Annotated in this window: 12 protein-coding genes and 1 pseudogene; 9 read left to right on the top strand and 4 right to left on the bottom strand. The window is 40.6% G+C overall.

Translation table 11 applies throughout. The features are described 5' to 3' along the window. Nucleotides 1-44: 44 nt before the first annotated feature. Nucleotides 45-1,208 carry a serine/threonine protein kinase gene (locus tag ABLA85_RS15695; RefSeq protein ID WP_367965316.1) on the bottom strand — a complete coding sequence of 388 codons (1,164 nt, stop codon included), beginning with the start codon at nt 1,206-1,208 and terminating at the stop codon, nt 45-47. A gap of 687 nt (nt 1,209-1,895) precedes the next feature. Here ABLA85_RS15695 and ABLA85_RS15690 point away from each other — a divergent pair. Together ABLA85_RS15690 and aphA are read left to right on the top strand one after the other, a co-directional pair. Beyond that, complete coding sequence (locus tag ABLA85_RS15690; protein WP_367965315.1) at nt 1,896-2,177, top strand: LysR family transcriptional regulator; 282 nt, start codon at nt 1,896-1,898, stop codon at nt 2,175-2,177. 707 nt (nt 2,178-2,884) lie between these two features. Further along, nucleotides 2,885-3,598 (top strand): acid phosphatase AphA, encoded by a 714-nt coding sequence (gene aphA, locus ABLA85_RS15685; protein ID WP_367965337.1) that lies wholly within the window; start codon nt 2,885-2,887, stop codon nt 3,596-3,598. A gap of 73 nt (nt 3,599-3,671) precedes the next feature. Here the strand turns inward: aphA and ABLA85_RS15680 are convergent. Further along, nucleotides 3,672-3,851, bottom strand: a pseudogene (locus ABLA85_RS15680) (transcriptional regulator); the annotation flags it as partial. A gap of 322 nt (nt 3,852-4,173) precedes the next feature. On the opposite strand from ABLA85_RS15680, the gene speB reads away from it, so the two are divergent. Then, on the top strand, nt 4,174-5,100 hold the full coding sequence (gene speB, locus ABLA85_RS15675; RefSeq protein WP_367965314.1) for an agmatinase: 927 nt from the start codon (nt 4,174-4,176) through the stop codon (nt 5,098-5,100). 768 nt (nt 5,101-5,868) lie between these two features. On the opposite strand, the gene ABLA85_RS15670 is transcribed toward speB, so the two are convergent. Together ABLA85_RS15670 and ABLA85_RS15665 are read right to left on the bottom strand one after the other, a co-directional pair. After that, nucleotides 5,869-7,404, bottom strand: a complete 1,536-nt coding sequence (locus tag ABLA85_RS15670) for an aminotransferase class V-fold PLP-dependent enzyme (RefSeq protein WP_367965313.1) — start codon at nt 7,402-7,404, stop codon at nt 5,869-5,871. A 25-nt stretch (nt 7,405-7,429) separates the two neighbouring features. Continuing rightward, complete coding sequence (locus ABLA85_RS15665; protein WP_367965312.1) at nt 7,430-8,467, bottom strand: trans-aconitate 2-methyltransferase; 1,038 nt, start codon at nt 8,465-8,467, stop codon at nt 7,430-7,432. Between the two features lie 314 nt (nt 8,468-8,781). Between ABLA85_RS15665 and moeB the strand changes: the two genes are divergently transcribed. Genes moeB through ABLA85_RS15635 form a run of 6 tightly spaced genes read left to right on the top strand, consistent with a single transcriptional unit; the run spans nt 8,782 to nt 15,227 of the window. Beyond that, the gene (gene moeB / locus ABLA85_RS15660; protein ID WP_367965311.1) at nt 8,782-9,948 is read left to right on the top strand and encodes a molybdopterin-synthase adenylyltransferase MoeB; all 1,167 of its coding nucleotides are present in this window, start codon (nt 8,782-8,784) and stop codon (nt 9,946-9,948) included. Nucleotides 9,949-9,958: 10 nt separating this feature from the next. Then, complete coding sequence (locus ABLA85_RS15655; RefSeq protein WP_367965310.1) at nt 9,959-10,366, top strand: Mov34/MPN/PAD-1 family protein; 408 nt, start codon at nt 9,959-9,961, stop codon at nt 10,364-10,366. Nucleotides 10,367-10,376: 10 nt separating this feature from the next. After that, the gene (locus tag ABLA85_RS15650) at nt 10,377-10,649 is read left to right on the top strand and encodes a MoaD/ThiS family protein (protein ID WP_367965309.1); all 273 of its coding nucleotides are present in this window, start codon (nt 10,377-10,379) and stop codon (nt 10,647-10,649) included. Nucleotides 10,650-10,693: 44 nt separating this feature from the next. Then, the gene (locus ABLA85_RS15645; protein ID WP_367965308.1) at nt 10,694-12,373 is read left to right on the top strand and encodes a CoA transferase; all 1,680 of its coding nucleotides are present in this window, start codon (nt 10,694-10,696) and stop codon (nt 12,371-12,373) included. Continuing rightward, entirely contained in the window at nt 12,370-14,046 is a 1,677-nt protein-coding gene (locus ABLA85_RS15640) for a class I adenylate-forming enzyme family protein (RefSeq protein ID WP_367965307.1), read from the top strand. The genes ABLA85_RS15645 and ABLA85_RS15640 overlap by 4 nt, the downstream gene beginning before the upstream one ends. Next, nucleotides 14,040-15,227, top strand: a complete 1,188-nt coding sequence (locus tag ABLA85_RS15635; RefSeq protein ID WP_367965306.1) for a nitrate/nitrite transporter — start codon at nt 14,040-14,042, stop codon at nt 15,225-15,227. The genes ABLA85_RS15640 and ABLA85_RS15635 overlap by 7 nt, the downstream gene beginning before the upstream one ends.

The following is a 15,227-nucleotide window of genomic DNA, read 5'->3' as shown; positions in this document are numbered from 1 at the left end:
AGACTCATTGTTTTTGTATGATCAATATGCCAACACGTTATGTGTTAATATGGTGAACTTTCTTTCGCGAAATAATCATCAAGGCTTCCTTCTCGCCAAATATCCGTCGTGGCACAGTGCAAACCACCGCCAAAAGGATAAGCATTGCGGAAAGGCACAGGAATGACTTCAAATCCTAATTTATCCAGTTGCTCTATTTGATAAATTTCACTTTCTTCTACACACACAGTTTTCTCATCAAGTGACAATATATTCATTGACAGCCATGTACTTGAATAACATAACGGAGGAGACTGGTGATGTGCGGGAGGTGCTGCTGCGACAATTTGCCAGTCATTACGAATAAATAATTCTCTGAATTCGGGCAATAACGGTCTATCAGGATTATTTAAAACTAAACCGGGACGCAAAGGTAATAGAGTACAGTCTATGTGGCTTGGGAAAGGATCACCGGGAAAATTGATAGCATGAATGCGGTAATCAGGAAAATGGCGTCGTAACCAATCAATACCTTTCATGTTTGTAGTAAAGCCATGCTGTACGAAAAGATCTTTTCCACATCGGAAAATATCCGCAGCTTCAAAAATGGGTTCTTCTTCTGTCGTGACGAATTCTTTTTTCATTACCCACTCTTTTCGGGTTTCCATACTGATATTTTCTGATAAATAACCCTGCCGGTAACTCTTATCCGAAAGCCGGGGACGAGGGGCTGATTCATGCCGCATGGTTGTATCTTCTTTCATATAAGCTGCAATCAAAGGTCGATAACATAAATACTCAAAGAAACGAGATCTGAAACTCATTGTTGCTTCAAGAATTTCCCGGCCAATAGTGATGAGAATGTCCCTTGGCGGTTGACAACCGAACATAGTACCTTGGATAAAATCCGGGGTCTGTACAGGTGAGTTAAAATCTAATGGAGTTGGTCGATCAACACGAATGCCACGTGAAGTTAGTATCGAAGATAATCCATCCAATTGTTCATTGGCAGCATCAACGGATTCTTGGCTTCTTGGGCCATAACGACCACGCATATCTGAATTTTCTGGGATGCGAGCCATAAAAGCAGGCTCTGGTGGAGGAATACAGGCATGATCTGCACGACCGACAATGACATGCCGTAATTTTCCCCATTCTGTATGACATTCTACATGGATAGGGAGATTGTTTGATTTCGGGTTATTATTGGTATTAATAGAATTAGTCATAATATTTTCCTTTAATATGCTTTTTCGTATTTATATATAATTTTTCAAAATAGTAAGCACATTTTCATAATGCCATGTATGATTTGCCAAAATATCAAACAATAGGTCAAGATGCTTACCATAATGAAAAATTTTATATCTGGTTAATAACTTGTTGGGATTTATACTCCCTTGCCGCCCGCGGCGTACTTTGAAATCCATTAGGTGTATTTATAAAATAACTTTTCTATTCAGTTAAACTAAATATTAAACTTTGTTGTGACTAAAAATGATATCTATCAGTCTTAAAATCAATTCAAAAATTTTTTTCTGCCATTAACTAAAAGTTAAAGCGGACTTAATTTTCCAGTGTTCTTCGTGATGACATCAAATGCTCAGTGCAGGTGACTTTATCAACCAGTGACCAGTTTTTATTGATCACAACAGTTTTAGAGGCTCCGGTCATACTTTAAATGTATAGATGACTATTAAAATTTAAATGCCTCTTTCTTTGATTTTAATTTTATCTAATTTAATCTTTTACAAATTTGCATTCTTAAAATGGCTATAACATTAGTATGTTTTTGCTTTAATATGAATTATTAATTGTCCTATTTTGAACTAAAGTATAATCTTGACATCTTTGTATGGTTTATATAACCTCATATCACTATTGTTAATATTTTGTTTTTTATTGGTGGGATTATTATGATTTTATCAAAGAAAATAAATCATTTTTTGAGTGTTGTAGAATGTGGGTCTTTCAAAAATGCGTCTAAAAATATTCATATAAGCCCTCCAGCACTTTGTAAAAGTATCGCTGATATAGAAGAGGTATTGGGATTTAAGCTATTTAACCGTTCTAATACAGGAGTAACTCTGACGGAAGAAGGAATAAATTTATACAAATATTTATTACCTATACGTGATAATGTTGAGAATATTAAATCAAGTTTTTTCTCAAGATTAAAAAAAAAGAGATTAAAGTAGGAACAGATAGTTACAATAAATTATTTAAAAAATTAACAAGTAAAATAATTGAAAATGGTCAAATTGATTTTATTAGTGAAAGATATCATTTTGGAGATCATCGCAGTAAACTCCTTTCAGGAGAATTAGATCTTTTTATTTCAATTCATCCACCAACAGAAGATGAATTAGAACGAATTTCTTGTAAAAAATATGGTCATGAAGTAGATGTATTTATTTTTTCAAAAAAAATATTGAATAAAAATAATTCATTAGATAATATCATTCGTAATGAAAAAATAGTTTTACACTCCGAAATAAAAAATCATCCATTGTTTTATAATTTGTTGAATTATCGAGAAGAACATGAAATTAAAACTCAAATGTTGATTGTTCCAGAGATTAATCACATTATAGATTTTGTTTGTTTTGATATTGGTTATTCCATAATTAATAGTTCAGTATTGAGTTCCAGGTATCTAAAAAACATTGATGTGGAATTTATTCCTAATACGTTATTCCCATCTGAATTGTTCAGTTATCTTTATTATTTAAAGAGAAGGGAGTTAGAATTGAAAGATTTTTTAAATCACTTTTCTAATTTTTAATTCATCTTTAAATTAGGTTTTGTATTTCTCATGAAATAATCTTTGGTCTATTAACTTAACTTTTAAACTAATATTTATTAAATATAACGTTATGAATAATATAGGCAGGGCGTAATAATGATGAGTAAAGTAATACTGATATTCGGTATGATTACACTCACTTTCGGTTTAAATGGTGCAGTGAAAGCAAACGAGTTTATGCCTGAGCAAGTTGAAGCTGGAGTAACTTCGGCTGATTTAACCTCGCGCCACGCCATACATTGGGTTTCAGTTAAGCAGATCGAGAAAAGTTTGGAAGGACAACCGCCAATGGCTGTTGGGTTTGATGTTGATGATACAGTCATATTTTCTAGTCCAGGATTTTATCGAGGAAAGTTAGAATATTCACCTAATAATGAAAACTATCTGAAAAAGACAGAGTTTTGGGAAAAAATGAATAATGAATGGAATAAATTCAGTATGCCGAAAAAAATCGGTATTGAACTAGTTCAGATGCATATAAAACGGGGAGATGATATTTACTTTATTACAGGGCGTACCGAAACAAAAATAGAATCTATTACTCAGCATATACAGAAAATCCTGCATATTCCTGAAGATAAAATGCATACTGTAATTTTTGCAGGGGATGAACCAAATAAAAATGATAAAGCAAGTTGGATAAAAAAACATAAGTTGAAAATTTATTATGGAGATGCTGATGCAGATATTATAGCAGCTCGCGAGTTAAATATTCGTGGTATTCGTATCTTGAGAGCATCAAATTCCTCTTATCAACCTTTGCCAAAAGCAGGAAAATTTGGAGAAGAAGTCGTTATTAAATCTGATTATTAATATAATTATTTATTGGTTTTAATGCTTTTTGTGTTATGGCAGTGATGAGCTCGCTGATAACATTCAGTGCACTATTGAGAGCTTCATAAACACGGTTAGACTTACCAATTGCTGGTTCTAAGTCTTTAACTGTCAAGCCGGATTGTTCCATGCTGAATTTAATGGCTTCAATGGGATTTGGAGAAGTGATCGAATCATGTTCTTTTTCATAGGATTAACTCAGTAAGATCATGATTTTAATGTAATTCAAGTCAACCCATTTCAGGTAGGTAATCAAACAACGGAGCTATCCCACGATTGAATAAATCCTCGTTTGTTTTTCATATCATTGTAGCGTTTATTTAATGTAATTCTTCTCAAAATAGTGGTAAGAAAAAAATATGTCTAATACTATAGAAGTAGTTGCCAAGCTAGAGTGCTTGGGGCTTTTTCTGTTAGAGCATGAATAAGGACATACCTGTTCTCTTTAGGCAGTAATTTATTGTTTTTAAATTTAATTTTAAAATCTAGACTATTTTGAAGTTAGCGTAATCAAGCTCCATGTTCATTAAACATGGGGTTTTTGGGGAAATATCATGAGTATTAGTTCCTTAGGAAACCAAATCGATAACTCCTTGGTTTCAAATGCCTTCGGCTTCCTGCGCTTCCCGTTGAATTTCCAACCTTATTCCAGTGATGCAGAATGGGTGATTACCGGCGTGCCTTTTGATATGGCTACATCCGGACGAGCCGGCAGTCGCCACGGGCCAGCCGCCATTCGTCAGGTATCGACTAATCTGGCTTGGGAAAGCAGCCGTTGGCCATGGAACTTCAGCTTGCGTAAGCGCCTGAATATCGTGGATTGTGGTGATCTGGTATTTAATTTTGGTGATGCTCAGGATATGAGCGAAAAATTGCAGTCTCATGCTGAGAAAGTGCTGGCGTCAGGTAAGAAGATGCTTTCTTTTGGTGGTGATCATTTTGTTACATTGCCACTCTTGCGCGCTCATGCGAAACATTTCGGTAAAATGGCACTGGTGCATTTTGATGCTCATACGGATACTTACCCGAATGGCAGCAAGTTTGATCATGGTACGATGTTTTACCATGCACCAAATGAGGGGCTAATCGATCCAACCCACTCTGTACAAATCGGTATTCGTACTGAGCACGATACTGATAATGATTTCACAGTATTAGATGCCGGACAGGTTAATGATCGTAGCATTGAAGATGTTGTTGAGCAGATCAAAGCTATTGTTGGTGATCTGCCTGTATATCTGACCTTCGATATTGATTGCCTTGATCCGGCGTTTGCCCCCGGTACAGGGACTCCCGTGATCGGGGGGCTGACTTCAGATCGCGCTTTGAAAATCCTGCGTGGTCTGCAACCTTTGAATATCGTTGGCATGGATGTCGTGGAAGTTGCGCCTGCCTATGACCAATCAGAAATTACTGCGCTGGCGGCAGCGACGATTGGATTGGAATTGTTATATTTACAGGCTTCGAAAAAGCGTGTTTAACATATTCAGCTAAATAAGTACTGTTTGTAGTCGCAAAGTTTTAAAGCCCGTTATAATTACGGGCTTTTTCTTTCTTTACTGCCGTTACTGTACCGTTACCACAACCATATAAATAAAAAATTCCCCAAAACTCACTTATTGTTCCCAAATTGAAACAATCAGGTAAAACCACAGATTGGCTTTGCAACATAATCATTAGCCGTGTGTAGCAGTGTTAATTCGGTGTAAGTGGGTTAAAATTCCGGTTAAGTAGATCACAGGCCGTCGATATTGTTTTTACCTTTGCGCGGAGTCCGATAGTCTAAGTTTTCTCGACGTTGTTTAAATATCGCCGTCGCCTTTCGGTATAAAATGTGCGTTGCTCATCAGAAAGTCACCGAGCGGGTTTTGTCTGCCAAGCATAAAATTTTGAATGACTGATTTTCATCATTCGACATAACTGGCGAATGAGAAATGGGTCTGCAAGTTTGTCAATGAACCGATATCTTACAGCCGTTTTGTTGGGATACCTAAAGCTTCAGCGGACAGTATAGCTCTGTTCAACAACCAGATTGACCGCTCTTCTTTTAAAGTTATTGGTAATTTTTTGAGGAGATTTTCGTTTCATAAAGACAGCTAAGTTAAAGTCATTCTATTCCTTTATCAAAATGTCCGAATTTATTAAAGTACAACATGCAAATGTTGGTGTATTTATGGTCATATCGACAATAGACAACAATTTTAAATATGCCCCCACCAATAAAAAGAGAATGGAGTTTACCATAACAACTAATTGTTTAATATATTGAAAATTTTCTTACTACTGATATGTGACTTGCTTTTTAACAGAATATTCTTAGCTGATTTCATGGATTCTTCAAAAGATTCCGGGCGGATATTCTTCTGTTGGTGAAAAAGCTCCAGATGATCGAGAGAAACGGTCAGTTGAGGTTGGTAATGTTGATATAACCAAACACCTTTGTCATTATGGTAGTGATACTGATTTGCTAACCAGTGCCCATAGCGGGCGATGAGTGAAACAGCCTCCAGAATGTAATAAACCGTGGATTGTTCCAGCAGGTAATGCAGATTTAGCCGTACCCAGCCAGGACGGGCAAGATTGTTTCCCTGTGCTAGTTTTTCTTGGATATTCCGGCTATCTTCTTGGTTGATATCCAATAACTGGTGGGCATAAGGTCCGGCACAAGAACAACCTCCTCTGGCCTGAATTCCGAATAAGTCATTTAGCATGGCAACAACCACACCATAGTGTAGTCCTTTAATATTAAATGAGAAGATGGCTAGTCTGGGAAGGGAAGGATTGCCCATTAACTCGAAATTGGGAAGATTCCTCCAATATAAGAGTGTTTGTTCAACCAGCTCTTTTTCCCGTTTTTTAATGTAGTCTAGACCAATTTGTTGTTGGATTTTGAATACCAACCCTGCACGAATTGATTCAATGATGGCAGGAGTGCCACCTTCTTCACGACGTTCGATATTGTCGACATACTGATGGGTTGATGCATTTACATAAGATACGGTGCCACCGCCATTAAGACCAGGGATAGTCTGACTAAAACAATTATCTCTAATCACCAATAAGCCTGGTGTACCAGGGCCACCTAAAAATTTATGAGGTGAAATAAATATGGCATCCATTGGAATTACCTGTAAATCAATGGACATATAGGGTGCTGCGGCTGCAAAATCCCAACATGATAGTGCATTAAAGCTTTTGAGTAGGGTAAAGATTCCAGTAATATCGGTTTTAATCCCTGTGACATTCGAAGCAGCAGAGAAAGAGCCGACTTTGAGAGGAACATGTTGATATTTGACGAGTTGTGTTTTTAGTTCTGTTTGATCCAGTATACCTTCTGGAGTGAGTGGAATACGAACCAATTCTACATCTGCTTCCCGCCAAGGCAGGTCGTTGGAGTGGTGTTCGTAACCACCTATGAAAACAACAGGTTTTTGTTCCTTATAACGAGGAATATTCAGCATATGAATAAAGCGGTTAATGGCACTAGTTGCTCCTGAACCAGTGAAAATAATGTGATATTCCTGGGTGGCGTTTAGCGCTTGGCGGATAATATGACGGCTTTGCTCACGCAGATATGTTGTTTGGAACCCAGTGATTGAGGTCTCGGTATGTGTGTTTCCATAGAAGGGCATTACTTGTTGCTGAATAAACTGCTCGATAAAACTGAGGCTTCGCCCAGAAGCCGTATAATCTGCATAGATTAACGGCTTGATACCAAACGGGGTTTTAATGGGCCAGCATTCTCCGATAATCGATTGGCGGATAAGATCTATACTTAATGGCATTGATCGTGTTTCCTTGTTTTGATTGTCAAATGCATTTACGGGAAATAATTAGTGCCATTTCTCCAAATGGAGTTGGGATTTTTTGGGTATCTAGACGAGAGGGGTGATTGGTTTTTAACGCCTCTTCAATCTGATCTGATTCGATAGAACGTGGGCCATTTGCTAGTTCAGCAGGGAGGCGGCCCAATACATGAAACTCAGGTTGAGTGCGTTCTTGGTTCAGTGATTCGTGAAAACTAATCAATGTTCCGCCGGGGGATAATGATGTCCAGAGCCTATTTATACAATATTGAAGATTGGTAGCAAAATAGAGAGACATCGCAGCTACTATTATTTGATAAGAACCCGCAAAAGGGGTGGTGTTCATATCACCAGGAAGAAATTTGATGGATTGAGAGGGATTAGATTTATCAAATCCCTCTGAATCTATCAATTGCATTTGTATTGCTGTGCAACATAGAGGCAAATCAAACAACGTGATCTTGCTTTGGGGGTGAATAGCTAAAATATTTTGGGCTAGCTCCGCAGAGCCTGCACCTACATCAAGGAAATGCAGTCCATCTTGCCAGTTATCAAGTGACTGAAGGATAGATAACAAGATTGGGTTTCTTGTACTTCGGTGAAAAGCTCGTAAACGCGATGTCGCTTTTTGCCAAAAACGTTGGTCATGCATATCCATTTGTTGTTCTGGTTGTGTGTTTTGTACCAGCCATTCGGCAGATTTCGTCAATGTGAGAGATTTGATTTCTGCCAGCGAGCAGAGCGTTTCCCCGAGATAATGTTGTGAATGACTAAGCAAGTAAGGCTGATAATTGGATTTAATGGAAAAACTCTGGGCTTGTTTTTCCATAATTACTAGGGAAACATAAGAGTTGAGAAGTAATGTTAATCGTGTTGGGCACCAATTGAATTGTTGGGCCACAGTGGTTGCATCGACCATAGTGATGAAGTGATCAAACAATCTGTGCTGGAATGCGAATGCGAGTATATTCCAGCGAATTGGGCCTAATAGCATATTAAATAAATATTGTTGCTCGTTAATTTCGTTTATTGACAAATTCATCTGTGAGTCACTTTTGATAACTTGCGAGAATGAGGAGGTTTTTCGCTTATTTCTATCAGCAATTGATAACAGCCCCGTTTCAAAACCATTTTACCTGTCCAATATCACTATAGGGATTGTGGTGTCGCCCGATATAAGACGCGGAGCAATCTAATATCAAATGATGAACGAGCCAGATTTGTGTTCATAGAATGATAAAAATTAGCTCGTCGTTTGATATTTTTACTATTTGCCCTCCTTTTAAATATCCAACTGTATGTTGAAGGCCCGATTATTTGCATGCGGGACAGATAAAAAGAAAGTGGAGGATCACAATGAAATTACCACCGCTTGTCAAGCCTGCACCTCACTTAGATAAAGAGGAAAAGGAGAGATACAGCCGTCATTTATTATTGCCGGATATTGGATATATCGGTCAGTGTCGTCTAAAAAATGCCAAAGTGTTAGTGATAGGGGCCGGGGGATTAGGATCACCCATATTATTCTATTTAGCGGCAGCAGGTGTTGGAACAATAGGAATTATCGATTTTGATGTGGTTGATGAATCAAATTTACAACGTCAGATAATTCATGGTCAGTCCGATGTCGGGCGCAACAAAGCGGATAGTGCCCGTCAGTCAATACAAGAAACTAACCGCCTTACTCATATCATTTGTCATCAACAACGCCTTGAACCAGATAATGCATTAGAACTGATCCGTCAGTACGATTTATTACTTGATGGAACGGATAACTTTTCAACCCGCTATCTGGTAAATGATGCTTGTGTGCTCGCTGGCAAGCCTTATGTATGGGGATCTATCTACCGTTTTGAAGGACAAGCGTCCGTTTTTTGGGAAAATGCACCAAGTGGGCTGGGACTAAACTACCGTGATTTATATCCTATACCTCCACCACCTGAACATGCTCCCTCTTGCTCAGAAGGTGGAGTATTTGGAGTACTATGTGCCGCTATTGGTTCTATTATGGCGACCGAAGCCATCAAATTGATTACGGGGACAGGAACAAGCCTTTTAGGTCGTTTGATGGTCTATGACGCGTTGGATATGACATATCGTACGTTACCGCTTCGTCGTGCTCCAAATCGTATGGTTATTACACAATTGACAGATTATCAGCTCTTTTGTGGTCTCAAATCACAAGCTCTTGATGAGGTTGTTTCCCAAATAACTCCACAAGAGCTTCAGAAAATGTTGGAGCGGGGAGAAGCTGTTCAATTGGTAGATGTACGAGAGCCTGGCGAACGAGCTATCTGTAGTATCGACAACGCTATTGGGATAACTCAACAAGAAATTATAAATGGGAGAAGGCTGGAATTGCTTGATCGACAAAGTCCGGTAGTTGTGTATTGCAAGATGGGTAGACGCTCCCGAAAAGCACTGCTTGCCATGCAGAGGCAGGGATTTAAGTCACTATTTAGTCTGGAAGGCGGTATCTTAAATTGGATCCGCCAAGTCGATTCCTCACAAGCGACATATTAAGGAGTATCCAATGCTAGTGTTATCTCAAGCCCAATTGGATGAAATTGTGAAACATGCTGAGAAAGAACATCCAATTGAAGCTTGTGGACTCATTGTTGGTCCCTGTGGGAGCGATAAACCTGAATTGGTTATTCCAATACACAATAGTGCTGCTTCTGAGGTCTATTTCCGCTTTGATTCGAGACAGCAGCTCCAGGTCTGGCGTCAAATGGAGGAAAAAGAACTAGAACCGATTGTCCTTTACCACTCTCATTCTGGCTCACGGGCTTACCCGAGTAGAGAAGACTTAGCTTTTTCTGTTTCACCCCAAATTCACCATGTCATTCTTTCTACTGCTCCAGAGTCGCGGCTTGAACTGCGTAGCTACCGATATGTACAGGGGCATGCAGTCGAAGAAATCATAAAAATTACTCAGTGAGGAAATAATTATGTCTGTCATGGTTCATATACCTACTATTTTAAGAACATTCACCAATGACCAGAAAACGGTAACCTCTTCTGGTGAAAATGTTTGTGAAGTTATTGATAACTTAGATATTGATTTCCCAGGAATTAAAGATCGTTTAGTGAGGGACGGAGAAGTTCACGGATTTATTAATTTCTATGTAAATGATGATGACATCCGGTTTGGAAATGGGTTGAAAACTACTGTGAAAGCTGGCGACGTTATCACAATCCTTCCGGCAGTGGCTGGTGGTTAACTCACAACGTCAGAACCATTATTTATTGTAATCGGGGTGTTTTCATGCCAAGAAAAAAAATATTTCAGTCATTGCGGCTCAGTGGCACATTTAGTCAGACCGATGCGGCGTTTGCCCCGTTTATCAGGGCATTAAATTCTCAGGCAGAGAAAATCGGTATTGCAGTGAATGAATCTTCAGTTCAGGCTTCGAACAACGAATTGGTGGTGATACTACAAGAGCAGGAAGGCTGGCAATTTATGCTCACGGTTACTTCGCCTGTGATCAATGGACAGGTTTGTGATGAAGTGGCGTTACAGGCACTGACCGGATTGGTTGCCGTTCACAGCCGTTCATTGGATCGGATTGCTCCGCTAGGCGTTGAATATATTTCGGTAATCAGTGCTTCTTTGGTATTGCAACAGCTATTGGCTGGGTTAATCGCACAACATAGGGGCAGCAGGATACAGAAAGCTACTTTTGATTTCGTGCAAGCCGGAGTACTAGCTATCGGACAATATCTGGCAGGCGCTACTGCCGAAACTGGAGCTGAGGTGTTCTCATGTGGTGAAGCAAATACTTCTCTCAGGCCTCCTTTTATGTCTCTTGATGGTGTCTTGTTTGAATTAGAGTCTCTTTCTCCACAGCTCTGGCAGAAGTTTTGGATTCAATTAGGGGCTAATATTCAGCAAATAGGCAGAGGTTGGCATACCTTTATGCAGCGATATGCCAAAGGGACTATGTCACTACCTGTAGAGATGCTGACACTGCTTACCAGTCACGTCTATGCAGATTTGGCCGCTCAAGCTTGTCAGACAGGAATTGCAATTACACCTGTCAGGCGTATTCAAGATTGTAAGATGGATCGAGATTTTCAGTCACTACTTGAGTACGGCCCTTGGTCTATCAAAGCCATTGGTGATGAGGCCAGAAAGCCTTCTCGTATGCTCTCAGACACTGCGAATACAACCGGGCTGCCACTTGCAGGAATCCGTCTGGTGGAATCCTGTCGGAGAATTCAGGGACCTATGGCTGGGCATTTACTCGCCATGCTTGGAGCAACTGTGACGCGCATAGAGCCTCTGGGAGGCGATCCATTGCGTGATATGCCTCCTCTGGCTGGTGATTCTTCTGCCCGTTTTCAGGCGTTGAATGCCCGTAAGCAGGTGGTTGAAGTAGATATCAAATCAGCAGAGGGAAAACAAACCATCGAAAAATTGGTCCATGATGCTGACTTATTTATACACAACTGGGCTCCGGGAAAAGCATCTGAGTTGGCATTGGATATCCCTGACTTAAGCCTTAATCACCCTGATTTGGTCTATGTCTATGCAGGCGGTTGGGGGATATTAGACAATGAGATGACGATCCCTGGTACGGATTTTATGGCTCAGGCTTATTCCGGTATGGCGGATGTGATTGCCCAAAGTGCGGGTGTCAAAGGTGGTACGTTGTTTACAGCGACTGATGTTTTCGGGGGTATTCTTGCTGCACAGGCAGCGATCATGGCGCTTTACTGTCGGGTTAGAGGCACGTCAGGGCTGAGTGTTAGAAGCTCATTGCTGGGGGCTGCGACGATGTTGATAGAACCCATTCTCACCGGTAATTCGCCTATTCCCAAAGTGAATTCTTTACCCGAATGGTGTTGTACTGATTTGGCATTACTCCCTACACATCCACTTGTTGAACCTTATTTGATGAGAGGAAGTTACACACAATTACGTGAATTATGGAGGCCCTCATGAATCCAGCAGGTATTATCAATTTAGTCCCCGAATCAGTTCGCCATGAATGGAAAGCATCAGGTGCTTATCCGGACTCAACTGTATTTGAAGCCTTTCTTCAGCAAGTTGAAAAACAGCCTGATGAGTTAGCAGTTTGTTCTCAGGATGGAAATTATCGTTATTCTGAAATTTATCAGCAAAGTTTGAGATTGGCAGCAGGTCTAGCTAATGCGGGACTTGTGCGTGGTGATGTGATTGTTTATCAGTTGAGTAACAGTTGGCGTTCGATTGTCATTGATATGGCCGCCGCCGCTATAGGAGTAGTGGTGTGCCCTATTCCATCGGGAAGAGGTCGGTTGGATATTGAGTCGATCCTCAAACGTAGTCAGGCGCGTGCAATTATTGTTGAGAACCGGAATGATCAGGGTGATATATGTCAGATTATCGAAGCCTTACGGCCTTTGATACTGTCGCTGCGTGTTTTGATCACCGTGGGGAAAACTCGTGACTATTGGCTGTCATTTGAAGCATTACTTGATGGGAAGCCTTTAACACAATTTCCTTTGGTTTCCGCTGATGATCCAGTGCGTTTTCTTATATCTTCCGGTTCTGAATCAGAGCCTAAATTAGTTGCATATTCCCATAACGCCTTGTTAGGAGGACGGGGACGTTTTATGGAAGAACTAAGAGGAAGCCATACGAGGTTTGTTCCTTTGTATCTGATGCCTCTGGGCTCGGCATTTGGTTCTACTGCCAGTGCATGTGTTATAGCATGGCTGGGCGGCACGGTTGTCATTTTGCCTAAATTTAGTGTCGATGCAGCATTGGAGGCGATTCATGATTATCGCCCGACTCACATTCTCGGTGTGCCAACCATGTTCCAGAGAATTGTTGCCGATGAACGCCTGAATGACTTGGATCTTCGTGATTTGGTCGCACTAATCAGTGGAGGGGCACTGATCGATGAAGCTACAATTAACCGTTGTTATGAAAAATTTGGGTGTCGATTTATCAGCCTTTATGGATCAGCTGATGGTGTGAACTGTTTTAATGCTTTGACCGATACACAAGAAAAGATTGCTATGACAGTTGGGCGCCCTAATCCTTCCATTTGTGATATCCGAATTGTTGATGAGCATCATCAACCGTTGCCTCAGGGGCAAATTGGAGAAATTGCGGCTCGTGGACCCATTTCTCCCATGCAGTACGTGAATTCCCCTATGCTGGATGAAAAGTACCGAGATCAAAAAGGTTGGGTTTATACCGGTGATTTGGGGTGCATTGATGAAAGTGGCTATCTCAATCTGATGGGAAGAAAGAAGGATGTCATTATCCGTGGAGGAGTCAATATTAGTCCTACTCAGATTGAGAAACTGATGACTAATCACCCGGGTATTGTCAGTGCTGCATGTATTGCCATTCCTGATAGAGACTTAGGACAGAGAATTTGTCTCTGTTTGTCACTGCGGGAAGGCATGCAGCCACTTTCTCTGAATGATGTAGCGCAGTTTTTGCAGTCATATGGATTAGAGCAGCATAAATTACCAGAATATCTTTGCCATTTCAGTCAATTACCTCTTAGTCCAGCAGGTAAAGTTGATAAGCCTACTCTTCATAATATGTTATCAGAATTGACTCAAACTTCTTGTATTGAAAATACATCGGTGAATCGGAGGGGTAAGCATATATGGTGATTCAAAATGAAACCCATAATGAAAAGACGGAGTTATCGCTGGGATTTATTTTAGTACTGGCGATGGCACTGCCTATGCTGATTCTTTACGCTAGTGGAGCATTAGCGCCCTTTATGTTACAGGAGGGTGAGATTGACCGCGAACTTTTGGGGGGATTTACGCTAGCAGCATTTGGTGTATCTGCGATTTTATCCTTACCCGCTGGGAGATGGGTGAAAAAATTAGGTATCCGTTGGGCAAGTATTATGTTGTTTTTGCTCACTGGTGGAGCATTTGCAGCATTGGTTCTGGCAAGTCACCCTTGGCTGATGATACTGGCAATAGCTGTCTGTGGTATTGCGCAGGCTTTGGCGAATCCAATGACCAACCAGGCCATTGCGACGCAGGTAACTCCTACACGTAAATCGTTCATGGTGGGATTAAAGCAATCCGGGGTTCAACTCTCCGCATTGGCGGCGGGGACAATTTTGCCATGGATTGCAGTACAATGGGGATGGCGGGCAGCGTTAGGCTCTATTGTTCCAGTGTGCCTGCTCATGGCGATTTTAGCTGCGACCCGTAACTGGCAGCCAAAATTTACTGTTCCACAGATGAAATCCCGCAGGACAGCGCAATTGAACACAATAAGTATGCTGATGTTAATGCAAGGTTGTGTTGGTATTGTGTTGGCAGCCTTTATTACTCAGGTACCGATGTTTGCTTCTCAATTGGGAATGCCTCTTGGTCAGGCTGCATTTCTTGTCACGTTATTCGGGCTGATGGGTTGGATCTCTCGTTTAGTGCTGACACCTCTAGCAAGTCGTTTTAAGCAGGAATCCGATTTATTGGCTTTATTGTTTGTATTCGCATTTCTTGCATTAATTGCGACATTCAATGCCACTGCACAGAACCTCTGGCTGATTTATGTAGGGGTAATTGGGATCGGCTGTACGCTTGTAGCAAGTAATGCTCTGGCGATGTCTATGATTCTGCATCATGATTGTTTTGGCGAGATACCTACTGCATCTGGGCGAGTTTCCTTTGCATTTTTTGGCGGACTGGCATTAGGGGCGTTACTTTTCCAGTGGATAGTAGCTTATTTCGGATCTATGTGGGCGGGAATGGTGTTCATGTTGATACTGTTAAGCTTCAGTTTTCTTGCAGTGCTCCGTTTGCGCTGGTCTTTGTCACAGATAATGTAA

Source organism: Xenorhabdus sp. SGI246 (assembly GCF_040838225.1).
Taxonomy (GTDB): domain Bacteria; phylum Pseudomonadota; class Gammaproteobacteria; order Enterobacterales; family Enterobacteriaceae; genus Xenorhabdus; species Xenorhabdus indica.
Note: the sequence above shows the minus strand (reverse complement) of the source record. Positions and strands in the feature narration are given on the sequence as shown.